The following is an 18,240-nucleotide window of genomic DNA, read 5'->3' on the forward strand; positions in this document are numbered from 1 at the left end:
CAAACGCGAAACCGGCGGGGTAGGGGGTCGGTTACGCGCCGTTTCGTTTACAGATCTCGAGGAAGTTCTCGAAGATCTGTTCGCCCTCCTCGGTGTGGGCGACCTCGGGGTGCCACTGGACGCCGTAGAGGTCCCGATCGGTGTCGCTCATCGCCTCGACGTCGCAGACGTCGCTGCGGGCGGTCAATTCGAACCCCTCAGGTAGGGTCGTGACCTCGTCGGCGTGGCTCGCCCAGACCCGCGTCTCGGGGTGAAGGCTTCCGGTGAGGGGGTCGTCCTCGTCGACGATCTCGACGTTCACGTCGGCGTAGCCGCCGTAGTCGCCGCCCCCGACCTCACCGCCCAGCTCCTCGGCGATCAGCTGCATCCCGAGACAGATCCCCAGGACGGGGACGTCCCGCTCGAGGTAGTCGGCCGAGCGACCGATTCGATCCATGTCGGGGCCACCCGAGAGGACGACGCCGTCGGCGTCGACCTCGGCAGGATCGGTGTCGTTATCGATCAGTTCGGCATCGACGCCGAGATCCCGAAGCGCCCGTTGTTCGAGGTGGGTGAACTGTCCGTGGTTGTCCACCACAGCGATTGTCGTCATTACGACGGTATAGCCAGCCGGTCGGTAAAAGCGGACCGGAACCGCGAGTGCGTCGGTACGTTTATGAACGTTTCCCAGGTTCGTACCGATATGGCAGTCGATACGAGCGGGTTCGATCACCCCGCCTGGCTCACCGCGGGCAGTACCGTCGTCGGATACCTCCTCATTCTCGCCGTACTGACAGCAGCGCTGTTCGTGGTGCCGTGGCTCGTCTTCGCAGCGTTGTAGTCGAAAAAACCGAGCGCGGACGAGCCGACCCAGCGACGAGACGCCTTACGCGAACGTCTTCGAGACTTCCTCGGTCTCGTCGGTTTCGGCCTGGACTTTCTCCCAGGCGCCATGGAAGTCTTCCATCCGGATCTCGGTACGGTCGTCGCGGATGGCGAACATTCCGGCCTCGGTACAGATCGCCTTGATGTCGGCACCGGAGGCCTCCTCGGCCTCGGCTGCCAGCTCCGAGAAGTCGACGTCGTCGGCGACGTTCATACCGCGAGTGTGGATATCGAAGATGATCTCGCGACCTTCCTGGTTTGGCTTTGGCACCTCGATGAGGCGATCGAACCGGCCCGGCCGGAGGATCGCGCGATCGAGCATGTCGAAGCGGTTGGTCGCGGCGATGATGCGGATCTCACCGCGGTCCTCGAAGCCGTCCATCTCGCTGAGCAGCTGCATCATCGTCCGCTGGACCTCGGCGTCGCCGGAGGTCTTCGACTCCGTTCGTTTTGCGGCGATGGCGTCGATCTCGTCGATGAAGATGACGGCGGGCTCGTGCTCTCGTGCGACCTTGAACAGGTCACGGACGAGCTTGGCGCCCTCGCCGATGAACTTGTGGACCAGCTCGGAGCCGGCCATCTTGATGAAGGTAGCGTCGGTCTGGTTGGCGACGGCCTTCGCGAGCATCGTCTTCCCGGTCCCCGGCGGACCGTACAGCAAGACGCCGCTCGGGGGTTCGATCCCGACGTCGTCGAACATGTCGGGCTTCTCGAGGGGCATCTCGACGGTTTCCCGGACTTCCTGCATCTGCTCTTCGAGGCCGCCGATGTCCTCGTAGCTGACGTCGGGACTTTCGGTAACCTCCATCACGCGGGCGCGGACGTCGGTCTCGTTCGAGAGGGTCTTGACGATCGACAGCGAGTTGTTGACCGCCACCCGGGCGTCGGGCTCGATCTCCTCGCGCATCTCCTCGGTGACCTCGGTCAGCGCCTCCTGGTTGTTTCCGTGCTGTTTGATGATGACGCCTTCGTCCGTCATCTCCTGGACCGTGGCGACAAACAGCGGGGACTGCTTGAGCTTCTTGTTCTCGTGGGTAAGCCGCTCGAGCTTCTGCTGGTACTTGTTGTTCTCGGCGTTCGCGTCGAGGAGTTTGTCGCGCATCTCCTCGTTTTGGGACTCGAGAATCTCTAACCGATCCTCGAGCGCCTGGATTTTCTCCTGTTGGGACGCCTCGTCCTCGTCGTAGGGGAGGTCGACGTCGTCCACAGTGTCGCTCATCACTCGTGAGTTGGGTGTTGGCTCATAAGAGGCTTCGGGTAACTACAGCCGGCTCGGAATATTACCATAGGGCATTGATCGAAACAGAAAATATTATCTGGCCGTATTCGAAATGGGTGTGTACGATGAGTTCTCTAGAGTCGCCACAGCCCGAAACCACGAACCGCGGATCGTGGGACGATGTCCGCGAGCTCCCGCCGAGTGCGAAACTCGTCGCGAAGGTCCTCGAGTACAACGACACCATGACCCAACAACAGATCGCCGACGAGACGCTACTTCCGTCGCGGACGGTCCGGTACGCACTCAACCGTCTCGACGACGAGAACGTCATCGACTCCCGATTCTCGTTCTCGGACGCCCGCAAACGTCTCTACAGCCTCGACATCGAGTCGTAGCGGACCGCCGCTCGTTCTCGAAGCGTCCTCGCCGTCGGCGCGGTCCACTCGTTCGGTCGGTACGCTTCACTTTCAGTTCGGTCGCGGAATCCATTTAGGGGGCGGTAGCCAACGTCCCGACAGATGACGCGGGTGATACACACGGGCGACACCCACATCGGGTACCAGCAGTACAACTCGCCCGAGCGACGACGGGACTTTCTGTCGGCCTTCCGGAGCGTGGCCGAGGACGCGATCGACGACGACGTGGATGCGGTGATCCACGCCGGCGACCTCTTTCACGACCGCCGGCCGAACCTGGTCGACCTCCAGGGGACTGTCGAGATCCTCCGGGACCTCGAGGAGGCCGACGTCCCCTTCCTCGCCGTCGTCGGCAACCACGAGGGGAAACGCGACGCACAGTGGCTCGACCTCTTTTCTGATCTCGGGCTCGCGATCCGGCTGGGTGCCGAGCCGTACATGCTCGACGACGTCGCGCTCTACGGCCTGGACTTCGTGCCCCGCTCCCGACGCGAGAATCTCGAGTACGAGTTCGATCCGGTTCCCGACGAGGCCGACCACGCCGCGCTCGTGAGCCACGGGCTCTTCGAGCCGTTCCCCCACGCCGACTGGGACACCGAACGCCTCCTAACGGAGGCGACCGTCGAGTTCGACGCCGTACTACTTGGGGACAACCATCACCCTGACACCGCCGAGCTGGAGGGAACGTGGGTCACGTACTGCGGCTCCACCGAGCGGGCGAGCGCAAGCGAACGCGAGGACCGTGGGTACAACCTCGTCGAGTTCGAGCCCGGTGAGGAGCCGGCGATCCGTCGCCGCGGGATCAAGGCGACCCGCGAGTTCGTCTTCGTCGACGTCGATCTCGCCGAGGGCGAGGGCGTCGACCGGGTGCAAGAGCGGGTTCACCAGCACGACCTCGAGGACGCGGTCGTCATCGTGACCGTCGAGGGCGAGGGGAGGCCGATCACGCCCGCAGCCGTCGAGGAGCTCGCGCTCGATCGCGGCGCGCTCGTCGCCCGCGTCAACGATCGCCGGGAGCTGCCCGACGAGGACGCCGACGTCTCGGTCAGTTTCGCGAATCCGGACGACGCGGTCCGCAAGCGCGTCCGCGAGCTGGGGCTCAGCGACGCCGCCCGCGAGCTCGACCGCACGGTTCGAAACGACGACCTCGCCGACGCGAACGTCCGCGAGCGCGTCGAGCGACGGGTGCGGGAGCTCCTCGAGGACGACGACACCGCGTTCGAACCCGCTCCCAACCGGGAGCCGGACGACGCCGACACGACGGCGGTCGCGGCTCGGGAGGGCGAGACCGACGCCGACCTCGAGGAGTCCGCGTCCGCAGCCGACGGCGACGCGGACGACGACGACGCGAGCGCGGGCAAGGACGACGCGACCGATCCGTCCCCCGCGGATTCCGAGGCCGGTTCCGAGTCGGGATCGACGCCGAGTGCCGACAGTGAGTACGCCTCGCTGGGTGATTTCGAATGAGGGTCGAGCGCGTCCGCCTACGGAACTTCAAGTGTTACGGCGAGGCCGAGCTCGACCTCGACCGGGGCGTGACGATCGTCCACGGCGTCAACGGCAGCGGAAAGTCGACGCTGCTCGAGGCCGTCTTCTTCGCGCTGTACGGCTCGAAAGCGCTGGACGAGCGCACGCTCGACGACGTGATCACGACCGGGGAAGAGGAGTGTGAGGTCGCGGTTCGCTTCACCCACGACGGTCGCGAGTACCGCGCCGAACGCCGGCTCAAGCTACGGGGCGACCGCGCGACGACGACCAAGTGCGTCCTCGAGACGCCGACCGAGACGATCGAGGGCGCCCGTGACGTCCGCACGGAGGTCACCCGCCTGCTGCGGATGGACGCCGAGGCGTTCGTCAACTGCGCGTACGTCCGCCAGGGCGAGGTAAACAAGCTGATCCACGCCTCGCCGGGCGAGCGCCAGGACATGATCGACGACCTCCTGCAGCTGGGCGCGCTCGAGGAGTACCGCGAGCGCGCCAGCGACGCCCGGCTCGGGGTCAAGTCGGTGCTCGACGGCCAGCGGGAAGTCCTCGAGGATCTCCATGGACAGATCGAGCGCAAGGAAGCCCAGGACCTCCACGAGCAGCTCAACGAGCTCGAGTCGCGCCACGCCGACGTCGTCTCGAAGATCGATCGCTTCGAGTCCCAGCGCGAGGATGCACGCGACAGCCTCGAGACGGCGACGGACGTCCTCGAGCGTCACGAGGAGACCCGCGAGGAGCTGGCCGAGCTCGCCGAAGAGATCGAGACGCTGCGCTCGAAGATCGACGACACCGAGCGAAAGCGCGAGGACGCCGGACAGCGACTGCGCGAGCGCCGCGAGCGCCGCGAGGAGCTGACCGACGAGCGCGACGAGCTGCTCGCCGAGACCGACCTCGGAACGGACGACGCCGGGGTCGTCGAGAACCGTATCGAGAGCCTCGAGGACCGCGACGAGGAGCTGCGCGACGAGCTCGAGGACGCCCGCGTCGCGATCACGGAGCGCAAGGGGGGCGTCGAGCGGCTCCGCGAGGAGGCCGACCAGCTCGACTCCCGTGCCGAGACGAAACGCGAGGAAGCCGACGAGCTCGACGCCGAGCTCGAGGACGCGGTCGAATCGATCGAACAACGGGAGGCGAAACTCGACGAGCTCGACGCGGAGATCGACGCCGCTCGCGACGCGTTCGACGACGCACCGATCGCGTTCGGCGAGGCCGAGAGCTCCCTCGAGGACCTCGAGGACGACCGCGAAGAGCTCGTCTCGACGCACAACGACGTCACCGCCGAGATCAGGTCCGTCGAGAACGCGATCGCGGAGGGCGAACGACTGCTCGAGGAGGGGAAGTGTCCCGAGTGTGGCCAGGACGTGACCGACTCGCCCCACGTCGACGTCCTCGACGAGAAACGCGACCGGCTCGCCGAGCTCGAGGAGCGCCGCGAGGAGCTGACCGACGAGCGTGCCGACCTCGAGGAGCGCATCGAGCGCACCGAGGCGCTCCGCGAGGCCGAACGGCGGGTCGATCGGCTCGAGGAGAACCGCGAGAACGTCGCCCAGCTGGTCGCGGAGAAGCGAGACGCACTCGAGGAGCGCCGCGAGCAGCGCGCGGCGCTCCGGGAAGAGGCCGACGAGCACGAGCGCGAGGCCGAGACGAAACGCGAGGAGGCCGCCCAGCTCGAGGACGAGCTCGCGGACGCACGGACCGAGCTCGGGGAGATAAACGCCGAGCGTGGCGATATCAAAGCGGAGCTCGAGACGCTCCGCCGCGTCTCCGAGATCGAAAGCGAGCGAAGCGAGCTCGAACGCGAGCTGGAGAACATTCGGGAGCGACGGGCCGACTGGGAGACGATGAACGAGGAGCGTCGCGACCAGCTCGCCTCGAAACGTGAGCGAAAGCGCGAGCTCGAAAGCGAGTTCGACGACGAGCGGATCGAGCAGGCCCGCAGCGAGAAACAAAATGCCGAGGACTACCTCGAGCGGGTCGACGAGAAGCTCGCGGAACTCGAGGACGATCGCGACGAACTCCAGGGCCGAATCGGTGGCGTCGAGGAGAAAATCGAGGAGCTCGAACGGCTCCGAGAGCGTCTCGAGGCCGTCGAAAAGCGTTGCGAGCGGCTCGGCTCGCTGTACGACGAGGCCGAAACCCTCCAGACGACCTACGGCGAGTTGCGCGCGGAGCTGCGCCAGCGAAACGTCGAGACCCTCGAACGGCTGCTCAACGAGACGTTCGATCTGGTCTACCAGAACGACTCCTACGCCGCGATCGATCTGGACGGCGAGTATCGCCTGACGGTCTACCAGAAGGACGGCGAACCCCTCGAGCCCGAGCAGCTCTCGGGCGGAGAGCGGGCGCTGTTCAATCTCAGCCTGCGGTGTGCGATCTACCGACTGCTTGCGGAGGGCGTCGAGGGGACCGCACCGATGCCGCCGCTGATCCTGGACGAACCGACCGTCTTCCTCGATTCGGGACACGTCACCCAGCTCGTCTCGCTGGTCGAGTCGATGCGAGATCTGGGCGTCGAGCAGATCGTCGTCGTCAGCCACGACGAGGAGCTGATCGGCGCGGCGGACTCGCTGGTTCGTGTCGAGAAAGACGCCACCACGAACCGATCGCGGCTCGTGCGGGACGAACCGTCCGAGGCCGCGCTGCTGGCTTCGGAGTAGGGGGAGTCAGGAGTCGGCGGCGAACTCGCGGTCGTCGTCCGATCGCTTCGTGGCCGCCTCAGTGTCGGTATCCGCACCGACGGCTTCGAGGGCAGCCTCACCGTCGTCGGTGAGTCGGTACCCCCGTTCGCCGGCGACCTCGGTCTCGGCGATCAGCTCCGCGGCAGTCAACACCGTGAGCCGCCCGTGGAGGTCGCTCTCACAGCAGTCGTAGCCGTCGAGCATCTCGCGAACGCCGAGGGGGCCCCGTTTGCCGAGTTCGACGAGCAGTCCGAGCGCCGTCTCGTCGTGGACGGTCGTCAGCAGTGTTCGAACCGGATCGTCGACGGTCCGGGCGGCCGTCTCGAGGACGGAGGCGTCCTCGAGCTGTTCGAGGCGGTCGTTCTGGACGTAACACTCGTTTCCGGTTTCGGGATCGCGAACGAGACTCGCGTGCTCGGAGCGTTTGAGAAGGACGTATCGCTTCCCGGTGTCGTCTTGGACGGGTTTCATGATCGGTCGGGGTCGTCGCTCGATCGGTGTTCGGACGCCGGTTCCGAAGGCGTTTCGCCGGGTGATGACTGCACCGTGTCGTCGTCGTTCGCCTCGGCGCCGGTCGACGCGCCGTCGTCGCTCTCCGACGCCCGGTAGCTCCGGTAGCGGTAGCCGGCAAACCCGAAGAGGATGATGCCACCGACGATCAGGCCCACACTGTTCGTCGAGGGGCCCTCGAAGAGCAGGAACAGGATACCAAGCGAGAGCGCGAGGACGGCGGCGTTGACCACGAGAACGACCGCCCAGAACGTCTGTAACAGCTCGCTCGGGACGTCGGTCTCGGCGGGGACCCCGTCGGCGTCGGTCTCGATCTCGGAGCCAAACTCCGAGCGCAGGTCCGAGCCGAGACCGGATCCGGCGTCCTCGGTCGATACCTTCGGGATCGTCAGCGAGTCGCTGTCCGGGTCGTCCAGCTCCTCCTCGGGGTCCCACTCCTCGGGCTCGTGCTCGGAGCGATCGAACACCACACGTACGCAGACGGGGACCGCAAGGAAAAGGATTCGCGTTCGCGGGCCGCGTCCTCGGCTCAGACGAACTCCTCGAGCACGAGCGTTCGGTTCGTCTCGACCCACGCGAGGGGGTTCTCCGCGTCGTAGAACACCACGCCGTCCTCGATCTCGTAGGCCTCGACCGTCGCTGTGCCCTCAGGTTCGCTACTCGGTTCGCCTCGATGCGTCATCTCGTCGTCGTTGGCGCGGGTGGACACGTCGGTCACCTCGTTCCTTGCTATGTGTTACCACATTATATGTCTTGTTGCTGCACCGCGTTTTCTCCGGTACCGGTAGCGAACCGGGAATGGTGGGTTTTTAACCGACGGCGCCAAACTCCGGTACCATGACTGAGGCGGGCCAGAGCGGACTCGCGGATTTCGGATCCGAATCCGACACACCCAGCGATCGACCGGACGCGGAGGCCGCACACATCGCAGGTAACGGCGGCTCCAGCGCGGCCGACGTGATCGATGTCGTCGAGGAAACGCTCCCCGAACCGAAGGGAGAACTCGAGCTCGCCGTGATGCAGGTCGACTACACGATCGCCGGTTACGGCGACGACGAGCGACCGATCATGCACGTCTTCGGCCGGACGGCCGAGAACGAGCTCGAACACGTCCAGGTCGTCGGCTTTCGGCCCTACTTCTATGCGCCGACGGAGAGCCTCGAACGTCCGCCCGAGGAGGTCTACGACCGTCTTACCGGGAGCCGCGAGGAGGACCGAAACGGCGAGCCCTACGAGAGTATCCGTGGCGAGAAACTAACGAAGATCTTCGGCCAGACGCCCCGAGACGTCGGCCAGGTCCGCGACGAGTTCGAACACTACGAAGCCGACATCCTCTTCCCGAATCGGTTCCTGATCGACAAGGACGTCCGCTCCGGGATTCGAGTTCCCGAACGGCGCGCCGAGGACGGATCGCTGGTCGTCGAGAGCGAGGAGGTCGAGGCGGCCGAGGTCGACGCCGAGCCCCGTGTCCAGACGTTCGACATCGAGGTCGACGACCGCTCCGGGTTCCCCGAGGACGGCGAGGAGCCGATCGTCTGTCTCACCAGCCACGACTCCTACCGCGACGAGTACGTCATGTGGCTCTACGAGGCGCCGATCGGCGACGGACCGATTCCTGACGCGGTCGAGGAGTACGAGCCTATCGAGGGTCCGATCGACCACGAAGTGCGTCAGTTCGAGAGGGAAGAGGCGATGCTCGAAGCGTTCGTCGATTATATTCGTAAAACCGATCCAGATATTTTAACCGGTTGGAATTTCGAAGACTTCGACGCACCCTACCTCCTCGACCGCCTCGAGGAGCTTCAGGGAGGACACGACTACGACCTGAAGATCGATCGGCTCTCGCGGGTCGACGAAGTCTGGCGCAGCAACTGGGGCGGTCCCGACATCAAGGGCCGGGTCGTCTTCGACCTGCTCTACGGCTACCAGCGGATGGTCTTCTCCGAGCTCGACTCCTACCGGCTGGATGCCGTCGGCGAGTCCGAGCTCGGGGTCGGCAAGGAACGCTACGCCGGCGACATCGGCGACCTCTGGGAGGACGATCCGACCCAGCTGCTCGCGTACAACCTCCGGGACGTCGAGATCTGCGTCGAGCTCGACCGCCAGCAGGAGATCATCCCGTTCTGGGACGAGGTCCGCGCGTTCGTCGGCTGCAAGCTCGAGGACGCCCCCACTCCCGGCGACGCGGTCGACATGTACGTCCTTCACCAGGCCTACGGCCAGTTCGCCCTCCCCTCGAAGGGTCAACAGGAGGCGGGCGAGGAGTACGAGGGCGGGGCCGTCTTCGAGCCGATCACGGGCGTCAAGGAGAACGTCACCGTGCTGGACCTGAAGTCGCTGTACCCGATGTGTATGACAACGATCAACGCCTCGCCCGAAACGAGGGTCGATCCCGACGAGTACGACGGCGAGACCTACGAAGCGCCGACGGGAACCCACTTCCGGAAGGAGCCAGACGGCGTCAACCGGGAGATGATCACGGAACTTCTCGCCGAACGCGAGGAGAAAAAGAAACTGCGCAACCAGCACGAGCCCGGCACCCCCGAGTACGAGCAGTACGACCGCCAGCAGGGTGCGGTAAAGGTTATCATGAACTCGTTGTACGGCGTGTCGGGATGGGAACAATTCAGGTTGTATGACAAGGAAGCAGCATCCGCTATCACCGCCACTGGGCGCGAAGTGATCGAGTTTACCGAGACTGCTGCGAACGAGCTGGACTATCAAGTTACGTATGGAGACACCGATTCGGTCATGCTCGAGCTCGGGCCCGAGGTTTCGAAAGAGGAGGCGATCGAGCGATCCTTCGACATCGAGGAGCACATCAACGGCCGGTACGACGACTTCGCGCGCGAGGACCTGAACGCCGATCAACACCGCTTTCAGATCGAGTTCGAGAAGCTCTACCGGCGGTTCTTCCAGGCGGGCAAGAAGAAACGCTACGCCGGCCACATCACCTGGAAGGAAGGGAAGGACGTCGACGACGTCGACATCGTCGGCTTCGAGTACCAGCGCTCGGATATCGCGCCGATCACCAAGGAGGTCCAGCACCGCGTCATCGAGATGATCGTCAAGGAAGGCGACGTCGAGGGCGCCAAGGAGTACGTCCAGGGTGTCATCGAGGACGTCCGTACGGGCGAGGTAAGCCTCGATGACCTCGCAATCCCGGGGGGGATCGGCAAGCGGCTGGACAACTACGATACCGACACCGCCCAGGTCCGGGGCGCGAAGTACGCCAACCGACTGCTCGGGACGAACTTCCAGCGCGGGAGCAAGCCCAAGCGGCTCTACCTCGAGCGCGTCGATCCGGCCTTCTTCGAGCACATCGAGGACGAGGAGGGGCTCGACGCACGACGGGATCCCGTCTACGGCGCGTTCAAGCGCGATCCCGACGTCATCTGCTTCGAGTACGAGGACCAGATTCCCGAGGAGTTCGAGATCGATTACGATACGATGCTCGAGAAGACCCTGAAGGGACCGATCTCGCGGATCCTCGAGGCACTGGACGTCTCCTGGGAGGAAGTAAAGTCGGGCCAGGAACAGACCGGACTCGACCAGTACTGGTAGGCTGTCGCCACGAGAGGACGGCCGCCGTCTGCCGACGCCCGTTTTCTGCCCCCGTTCGCGACGAGCCGCGTCACTGACCGCCGTCAGGCCGTTCTCGGTCGGGTTGTGTCCTCGTGCAGTCGTCGTCCCCGGTTCCGGTTCGAGAAAATATTCTTCGTCATTCGAAACCGTATCCAACCGCATACGAAACCGTTATCAGGTAGACGACCCACGGTTCACACGACAGACTACTATGGCACGCCTCGAACTACGCAACCTGCACGCGGAAGTGGCGGACGGAGACGAGAAGATCCTCGAGGGCGTCGACCTCGAGGTAGAGTCGGGCGAGATCCACGCCCTGATGGGTCCCAACGGCTCCGGGAAGTCGACCTGTGCGAAGGTAATCGCCGGCCACCCGGCCTACGACGTCACCGAGGGAGAGGTCCTCCTTCACCTCGAGGACGACGAGTTCGGCGACGACGTCGAGATCGACGAGGACCAGCGCACCTGGAACCTGCTGGAGCTCGAGCCCAACGAGCGCGCCGCGCTCGGGGTCTTCCTGGGCTTCCAGTACCCCGCCGAGATCGAGGGCGTCACGATGACGAACTTCCTGCGGACGGCGCTGAACGCCAAGATCGAGGAGCGCGAGGAGCTCTTCGAAGACGAGGACGACGTCGAAGAGGAGGAGGAAGACGAAGGCTTCGAGACGTCGCCGATGGAGGGAGACGTCGACGAGGGCGAGGTCGGCGTCGCCGAGTTCCAGGAGATCCTCCAGGAGAAGATGGAGCAGCTGGACATGGACGAGCGGTTCGCCCAGCGCTATCTCAACGCCGGCTTCTCCGGTGGAGAGAAGAAACAGAACGAGGTCCTCCAGGCCGCCATCCTCGAGCCGTCGGTCGCCGTCCTCGACGAGATCGACTCGGGGCTCGACATCGACCGCCTGCAGGACGTCTCGAACGGGATCAACGCGCTGCGTGACGAGCAGGGCACCGGGATCCTCCAGATCACCCACTACCAGCGCATCCTCGACTACGTCGAGCCCGATCACGTCCACGTGATGCTCGACGGCCAGATCGCCAAAAGCGGCGACGCCTCGCTCGCCGAGGAGCTCGAGGATAAGGGGTACGACTGGGTCCGCGAAGAGGTCTACGGCACGGCGTAACCGAATCCGACTAGAACAACCGTAATAACGCTGCAGCCGTAAACACGAATACATACCAATCATGAGTTCCGAACAAGACCACCTCAAAGAAACCGACACCGAGGCGCGCTTCGAGTTCAAGAAGGAGCAAAACGCCGCCGTCAAGTCCGACAAGGGCCTGACCGAAGAGGTCATCCGCATGATCTCCGAGGACAAGGACGAGCCCGACTGGATGCTCGAGCGGCGTCTCCGCGCGCTCAAGCAGTACCAGAACATGCCGATGCCGACGGACTGGCCCGGTCAGCCGGACCTGACCGAGCTGGACATCGAGGAGATCGTCCCCTACATCCGCCCGGACGTCGACAAGCGCGAGGGCGTCGACGACTGGACCGAGCTCCCCGACGAGATCAAGGACACCTTCGACAAGCTGGGCATTCCGGAAGCCGAGAAGAACGCCCTCTCGGGCGTCGGCGCCCAGTACGAATCGGAGGTCGTCTACCAGAACATGCAAGAGCAGTGGGAGGAGAAAGGCGTCATCTTCATGAACATGGACAAGGCGGTTCAGGAGCATCCTGAACTCGTCAAGGAGCACTTCATGACGACCTGTGTCCCCCCGAGCGACAACAAGTTCGCCGCACTCCACGGCGCCGTCTGGTCGGGCGGCTCGTTCGTCTACGTCCCCGAGGACGTCACCGTCGAGATGCCCGTCCAGGCGTACTTCCGGATGAACTCCGAGGGGATGGGCCAGTTCGAGCACACGCTCATCATCGCCGAGGAGGGGTCGGAGGTCCACTACATCGAGGGCTGTTCCGCGCCGAAGTACGGCACCCACAACCTCCACAGCGGGGGCGTCGAGGTGTTCGTCGGCGAGGACGCCCACGTCCAGTACTCGACGGTCCAGAACTGGTCGAAGAACACGTTCAACCTCAACACCAAGCGCGCGATCTGTGAGGAGAACGGCACGATGGAGTGGGTCTCGGGCTCGATGGGCTCGAAGGCCACCATGCTCTATCCGTGTACGATCCTCAAGGGTCGCGGCGCGACGGACACCCACATCACCATCGCCTTCGCGGGCGAGGGTCAGGACATCGACACCGGCGCGAAGGTCTACCACAACGCGCCCGAGACGTCCTCGACCATCGAGTCGAAGTCGATCTCGAAGGACGGCGGCCGCACCAACTACCGCGGTCTCGTCCACATCGCCGACGGCGCCGAGAACTCCTCGACCGCCGTCGAGTGTGACGCGCTGATGTTCGACAACGAGTCGACGTCCGACACCATGCCGTACATGGAGATCGAGGAGTCGAAGGTCGACGTCGCTCACGAGGCGACCGTCGGCAAGATCGGCGACGAGGACATCTTCTATCTCCAGAGCCGCGGTCTGGACGACGACGACGCCAAGAAGATGATTGTCGCCGGCTTCATCGAGCCGATCACGGAGGAACTGCCGATCGAGTACGCGGTCGAACTCAACCGCCTCATCGAACTCGAGATGGAGGGGAGCCTCGGATAATATGAGCGCAGGAACGCAGGTACACGCCAATCTGACGGAGGAACAGGTACGCGAGATTTCCGACGAGCTGGAGGAGCCCGAGTGGCTGCTCGAGACCCGTCTCGAGGCCCTTGAGGCCCTCGACTCCCTCGAGATGCCCGACGTCATCCGAACGCCGGGTCGGGACTGGACGAACCTCCACGAGCTCGACTTCGAGTCGCTTGTCGATCCGCTGAACGCGGCGGAGAACAAAGACCAGGTCGGGCCCGACGAGGTCGAGGTCCTCCCCTGGAGCGAGGCCGTCCAGGAACACGAGGAGCTCATCGAGGAGCAGTTCGGCTCCGTCGTCGACCCCCAGGAGAACTACCTGACGGCGCTGTCGACGGCGCTGTTTAGCACCGGAACGGTCGTCTACGTCCCAGAGGGCGTCGACGCCGAGGACGTCACGATCCGGACCGAGCAGAACTCCAGTTCGCTGTTCAACTACACACTCGTCGTCACCGAGGAGTCGTCCTCGGTCACGATCCTGGAGCGCCAGTCGACCGGCGAGGAGCAGGACGAACAGTACTACAGCGGGATCGTCGAGGTCGTCGCCGGCGAGAACAGCAACGTCCAGTACGGCAGCCTCCAGAACCTCTCGGAAGAGGCGTACAACTTCGCCACCAAACGCGGCGACGCCGACACCTACGCGACGATCGACTGGATCGAGGTCAACTTCGGGACGCAGCTGACCAAGTCCGGCGTCTCGACGGAGCTCAACGGCGACGGCTCCGAGACCCAGATCGTCGGCGCCTTCTACGGCCACAACGATCAGCACTTCGACCTCGACGCGAAGGTCTGGCACAAGGCCGAGCACACGACCGCCGATCTGGTCACCCGCGGTGTCACCGACGATATCGCCCGCTCGGTCTACGAGGGCGTCCAGGACGTCGGCCGCGAGGCCTGGGACACAAGCTCCTACCAGCGCGAGAACACGCTGATGCTTAGCGACGAGAGCGAGGCCGACGCCTCGCCGAAGCTGATCATCAACAACCACGACACCGAGGCCAGCCACTCGGCGACGGTCGGCCAGATCGACGAGGAGGAGCTGTTCTACATGATCTCCCGTGGCGTCAACCCGCGGGCCGCACGCAACATGCTCGTCGAAGGGTTCTTCGTCCCCGTCCTCGAGGAGATCGCGGTCGACGAGCTCCGCGAGGATCTCGAGGGACTGGTCGCCACCCGACTCCGACAGCGCGACTAGCTCCGTCCGCGGTATCGTTCGTCTGACGAGCTTTTTTGTATCAAACCCCGCTACCGACGGGTGATGCGTGAACTGTCCGTCGCGTTCGACGCCGATACGCTCGCGACCCTCGAGCGGGAGCGACGGCAGCTCGGCTTCGAAAGCCGAAGCGCGTACGTTCGGTGGCTCGTCGGCCGCCGGGACGAGCTCGAGGACGGCGAACCCGGCCGCTCACTCTCCGCCGAGACCGAACGCGAGGACGGAGCCGACGTGACTGAACGCGGAGTCACGACCCGAGCGACCGAGTCCTCGTCGGCGACGGAAACCGAACTCGAGACCCTCGAACCCGCGGCGTCACTCGTTCCGGATCGGGTCGTCCGCGTCTCCGAGGACGGGGTCGGCGCTGACGCTGCCGTCCTCGAGACCGTCCAGATCGATCGGCTCGACGCGTTCTCTCGGCGAGCGGTCGCACAGACTCGCGATCGCCTGGATCGCACCGTCGAGACGGGACTCTCCTACCGATCGGCGACCGATCTCGACGGGGAGACGCCCGGCGCGGATCTCGTCGACCTGGAGTCGCTTTCGGTTCCGGGCCGTTCCGAGAACCGACGCGAGCAGCGACGGGCCGTCGCGGGTCGCGCCGTCGCCTTCCTGCGCGACGAGGGGCGGGCGAGGAAGGCAACGGTCGTCGAGGCGCTGTACGACGCCCACCCTGCGGGGTACGAGACGGCCGACGGCTGGTGGCGGTTTCTCAAGGGCGTCTTCGACCAGGTCGACGCGATCGAGGGCGGAGCTGGAAGCCGCGTCTGGCAGTACGCCGGCCGACCGAACGGAAAGATGCCTGAAGTTAAGTAGCACGCTCACCCACGAACTGGTATGAGTTTGGGACAGCGCGTCTCGAGCGACCACCAGCTCGCTCGGCTCCTCCAGATCGGCGTCGTTCTGGAGGAGGTAGTCGAGTCGCGCGCCGCCCACCACCTCGAGTCGCTGCCCGCCGACGAGCGCGAGGCGATCGACGAGGAGGTACGGGCGCTGCTCGCCGAGGCCGCCGAGGAGTCGGCCGAACACCGCGAGCGGCTCGAGGCGCTGGTCGACGATCTCGAGGCCGAAACCGTCGCCTACGAGGAGATCAACGCACTGGTCGACGCGCGATACGGGCCACCGGAGGACACCGATGGCGTGCTCTACGATCAGCTCTGTAACGAGGAGACCGCCTACAAGTTCTACGACGACCTGATCGAGGCGGTCGAGGCCTCGGACGCCGAGTTCGCCATCGACCGCGATCGGCTCCTCGAGACGCTGTACGGTATCCGCGAGGAGGAGCGGGAGGGGGTCGAAGAGGTAACCGAGATCATGGAGCGCAGAGCATGATCGGCGGCCGGAACGCGCGGCGACGCTCGGCGACCGACACTCACATCGACGGAGGACCGCGATGAACACTGCAGACCAGTATCTCAAGGCGATCTACCTCGCACAGCGCATCGACGACGGGCCGGCCTCGACCGGGACTCTCGCCGATCTGCTCGAGGTCAGCCCCGCGAGCGTCAACGAGATGATCGGCAAACTCGAGAGCAGGGAGCTCGTCGAGCACGAGAAGTACAAGGGGGCCAGCCTCACCGACGAGGGGCTCGAACGCGCCCACGACGCCCTGCAGACCTACTGTATCATCGAGCGGTTCCTCGCGAACGTCCTGGAGGTCGAGGAGTTTCGAGAGGAGGCCCACGCCCTCGAGGCAGTGATCGACGACACCGTCGCCGACCGGCTCGACACGATCATCGACCGTCCCGAGGAGTGTCCCGACTGTTTCGACCCCGAGGAAGACTGCTGTAAGTACCTCGAAGTCGGTCAGAGCCGCGCAGATTAGCTCACTCTGAGCCGAACTCCACGTACCGGTGGCCGACGACCGCCGCACAGACGAGCGCGACGAGGACGGCCGCCGAGAGCTCGATCGGTAGCGACCACGTCTCGCCGTCCCAGTCGTCCTCGAAGACAGCGGCGTAGTAGCTCGCCGCCTCCGAGCCGTGGATGGCGAGCAACACCTCGCGATTGTTCCGCAGCGAGTTCTCGGTCCAGTTGGCGCTGCCGACGACGGCGATCTCGCGGTCGACGACGATCCCCTTCGCGTGGATCTTCTCGAAGGCGTCGGTGTCGTCGACGAGTTCGACGTCGAGCGACAGCTCCTCCTCGTCGGCCGTGCGCTCGAGCTCCCGAGCCAGCGCCTCGTGGTCGTCCTCGACGTACCAGCTCGAATCGACCAGGATCCGCACGTCGACGCCCCGGCGCGCTGCCTCGACGGTCGCCTCGAGCAGACCGACGTCGTCGGCGATGCTGGCCTGCTTGATCAGGAGCTCGTCGTCGGCCCCGTCGATCAGATCCCGGAGCCGCGGCTCGGCGTTCTCCGGTGCGAGCAGTAACTCGACCGCCTCGATCGGGACCGTCTCCGGCTCGTGGCTCGTCGGAAACTCCTGTGGCGGCGCCCCGTCGTCCTCGACGAACGAGGCGTTCTCCCGGAAGCTCGACCCCGATACCGTATCCCGGCCGTCGAAATCGGTACGGAAGACGGCGGCCAGCTCGGCGGCGAGATCGGCGTCCTCGACGTGGACGCCCCAGCCGCGGCTCGACTCGCCGCCGATCCCGGCGGGTTTCCAGTTCTCGGTCGTGACGAGGACGTCGTCGTCCGCGACCGCGTACTTCGGGTGGTGGAACCGGTACCGCGCGCCCTCGCCGCCGAGGACCCTGACGTCGACGCCGCCGCGGTCGAGCTCGGCGAGGACGTCCTCGGTCGTCGACGGGACGCCGCCGACGGGGCCCGACTCCAACACGACGTTTACCTCGACGCCCCGTTCGGCGGCCGCGACGAGGTCGGCGGCGATCGCCTCGTCGGTAATCGTGTACCCCGCAAGCAGGAGCCGCTCGTCGGCCCCGCGGATCGTTTCTCGCGGCAGATCGGGGCTGTCGGGGAGGACGAACGGAGTGGCGTCGTCGACGTCGGCGGTTGCGACCGGACGACAGGTCGCGCCGCGGGGCCACCACTCGCCTCGGACGGGGGCGTCGGCGGTGCCGTGCTCGTCGTCCGGGGTGCGGTACCAGCGTTCGGCCGTCGAGGCGCGATCGTACGCCACGGCGTCGACCACCCCGTTGCCGTCCCGGAGCTCGAGTTCGTCGCCGTCGGCGGCGAGCCGAACCGTTCCCTCGAGTTCGAGGACGGGATCGTCGGTTAGCTCGCGGGTTTCCTCGGGGGCGGTCGTGAGGGCGACCCGACCGGAGACCGTCTCGTTCGGGAGGGCGGCGGTGGTGTGGCCGTCGGTGAGCGAGAGGTTCCCGAGGTCCGTGGCCGTGGACGTCTCGAGGACGAGGTACTCGCCGACGTTCCCGTAGGTGGTCGGGTTCGGGTACAGTTCGACGATCCGGGGTCGGGATCCGACGTCGGGGTCACGGTCCCCAACCGAGCCGTTCGGAATCGGGCAGGCGAGGTCGGCGTCGACCCCGTCGGACGGCTGCGTGTGTTCTCCGTGAGAATCAGCGACGCCCGGCTCGGGGGCCGCGCCGGCGCCGAACGCCGTCGCGAGCGGAAGCCCGAGGCCGGCAACGAGCACCAGCGTCGCGGCAAGTGCGAGCGCGACTCGTCGACGGACCATCGGTCCGTCTGGCCGCGGCTTCGTACCTAAAG

17 protein-coding genes are annotated in these 18,240 nt (G+C 65.5%); 11 read left to right on the forward strand and 6 right to left on the reverse strand.

Annotated elements, in window-relative coordinates:
- Window positions 1-31 precede the first annotated feature (31 nt).
- Complete coding sequence (locus tag NATOC_RS03965; RefSeq protein ID WP_015320131.1) at window positions 32-592, reverse strand: GMP synthase subunit A; 561 nt, start codon at window positions 590-592, stop codon at window positions 32-34.
- Window positions 593-682: 90 nt separating this feature from the next.
- Here NATOC_RS03965 and NATOC_RS22215 point away from each other — a divergent pair, with 90 nt between their 5' ends.
- Window positions 683-820, forward strand: coding sequence for a hypothetical protein (locus tag NATOC_RS22215; RefSeq protein WP_169330923.1), 138 nt, complete (start codon window positions 683-685; stop codon window positions 818-820).
- 45 nt (window positions 821-865) lie between these two features.
- Here NATOC_RS22215 and pan1 read toward each other — a convergent pair whose 3' ends face one another.
- Complete coding sequence (gene pan1 / locus NATOC_RS03970; protein ID WP_015320132.1) at window positions 866-2,083, reverse strand: proteasome-activating nucleotidase Pan1; 1,218 nt, start codon at window positions 2,081-2,083, stop codon at window positions 866-868.
- Window positions 2,084-2,208: 125 nt separating this feature from the next.
- On the opposite strand from pan1, the gene NATOC_RS03975 reads away from it, so the two are divergent.
- From NATOC_RS03975 to rad50, 3 genes are all read left to right on the forward strand, one after another.
- Window positions 2,209-2,478 (forward strand): MarR family transcriptional regulator, encoded by a 270-nt coding sequence (locus NATOC_RS03975; protein ID WP_015320133.1) that lies wholly within the window; start codon window positions 2,209-2,211, stop codon window positions 2,476-2,478.
- Between the two features lie 123 nt (window positions 2,479-2,601).
- Window positions 2,602-3,966 (forward strand): DNA double-strand break repair protein Mre11, encoded by a 1,365-nt coding sequence (gene mre11, locus NATOC_RS03980; RefSeq protein WP_015320134.1) that lies wholly within the window; start codon window positions 2,602-2,604, stop codon window positions 3,964-3,966.
- Entirely contained in the window at window positions 3,963-6,641 is a 2,679-nt protein-coding gene (rad50, locus tag NATOC_RS03985; protein ID WP_015320135.1) for a DNA double-strand break repair ATPase Rad50, read from the forward strand. The genes mre11 and rad50 overlap by 4 nt, the downstream gene beginning before the upstream one ends.
- 6 nt (window positions 6,642-6,647) lie before the next feature.
- On the opposite strand, the gene NATOC_RS03990 is transcribed toward rad50, so the two are convergent.
- From NATOC_RS03990 to NATOC_RS04000, 3 genes are read right to left on the reverse strand one after another with little or no spacing between them, the layout of a single operon-like run.
- Window positions 6,648-7,133 (reverse strand): DUF7346 family protein, encoded by a 486-nt coding sequence (locus NATOC_RS03990; RefSeq protein WP_015320136.1) that lies wholly within the window; start codon window positions 7,131-7,133, stop codon window positions 6,648-6,650.
- Window positions 7,130-7,642 carry a DUF7322 domain-containing protein gene (locus NATOC_RS03995; protein WP_015320137.1) on the reverse strand — a complete coding sequence of 171 codons (513 nt, stop codon included), beginning with the start codon at window positions 7,640-7,642 and terminating at the stop codon, window positions 7,130-7,132. The genes NATOC_RS03990 and NATOC_RS03995 overlap by 4 nt, the downstream gene beginning before the upstream one ends.
- Before the next feature lie 59 nt (window positions 7,643-7,701).
- Window positions 7,702-7,890 carry a DUF7331 family protein gene (locus NATOC_RS04000; protein WP_015320138.1) on the reverse strand — a complete coding sequence of 63 codons (189 nt, stop codon included), beginning with the start codon at window positions 7,888-7,890 and terminating at the stop codon, window positions 7,702-7,704.
- Between the two features lie 119 nt (window positions 7,891-8,009).
- Between NATOC_RS04000 and NATOC_RS04005 the strand changes: the two genes are divergently transcribed.
- The 7 genes from NATOC_RS04005 (at window position 8,010) to NATOC_RS04035 (ending at window position 16,434) form a co-directional block, all read left to right on the forward strand.
- On the forward strand, window positions 8,010-10,736 hold the full coding sequence (locus tag NATOC_RS04005) for a DNA-directed DNA polymerase (RefSeq protein WP_015320139.1): 2,727 nt from the start codon (window positions 8,010-8,012) through the stop codon (window positions 10,734-10,736).
- 232 nt (window positions 10,737-10,968) lie between these two features.
- A complete protein-coding gene (locus NATOC_RS04010) occupies window positions 10,969-11,877 on the forward strand; it encodes an ABC transporter ATP-binding protein (RefSeq protein ID WP_015320140.1) in 909 nt (302 codons plus the stop codon).
- A 61-nt stretch (window positions 11,878-11,938) separates the two neighbouring features.
- Complete coding sequence (gene sufB / locus NATOC_RS04015) at window positions 11,939-13,369, forward strand: Fe-S cluster assembly protein SufB (protein ID WP_015320141.1); 1,431 nt, start codon at window positions 11,939-11,941, stop codon at window positions 13,367-13,369.
- A 1-nt stretch (window position 13,370) separates the two neighbouring features.
- Entirely contained in the window at window positions 13,371-14,591 is a 1,221-nt protein-coding gene (sufD, locus tag NATOC_RS04020) for a Fe-S cluster assembly protein SufD (RefSeq protein ID WP_015320142.1), read from the forward strand.
- A gap of 63 nt (window positions 14,592-14,654) precedes the next feature.
- Window positions 14,655-15,425, forward strand: coding sequence for a hypothetical protein (locus tag NATOC_RS04025; protein WP_015320143.1), 771 nt, complete (start codon window positions 14,655-14,657; stop codon window positions 15,423-15,425).
- A gap of 21 nt (window positions 15,426-15,446) precedes the next feature.
- Window positions 15,447-15,941 (forward strand): ATP-dependent Zn protease, encoded by a 495-nt coding sequence (locus tag NATOC_RS04030; RefSeq protein WP_015320144.1) that lies wholly within the window; start codon window positions 15,447-15,449, stop codon window positions 15,939-15,941.
- A 61-nt stretch (window positions 15,942-16,002) separates the two neighbouring features.
- Window positions 16,003-16,434 (forward strand): metal-dependent transcriptional regulator, encoded by a 432-nt coding sequence (locus tag NATOC_RS04035; protein WP_015320145.1) that lies wholly within the window; start codon window positions 16,003-16,005, stop codon window positions 16,432-16,434.
- Between the two features lies 1 nt (window position 16,435).
- Here NATOC_RS04035 and NATOC_RS04040 read toward each other — a convergent pair whose 3' ends face one another.
- Entirely contained in the window at window positions 16,436-18,208 is a 1,773-nt protein-coding gene (locus tag NATOC_RS04040) for a phospholipase D-like domain-containing protein (protein ID WP_015320146.1), read from the reverse strand.
- Between the last annotated feature and the right edge of the window lie 32 nt (window positions 18,209-18,240).

The organism is Natronococcus occultus SP4 (genome assembly GCF_000328685.1).
GTDB classification, from domain to species: Archaea; Halobacteriota; Halobacteria; order Halobacteriales; family Natrialbaceae; genus Natronococcus; species Natronococcus occultus.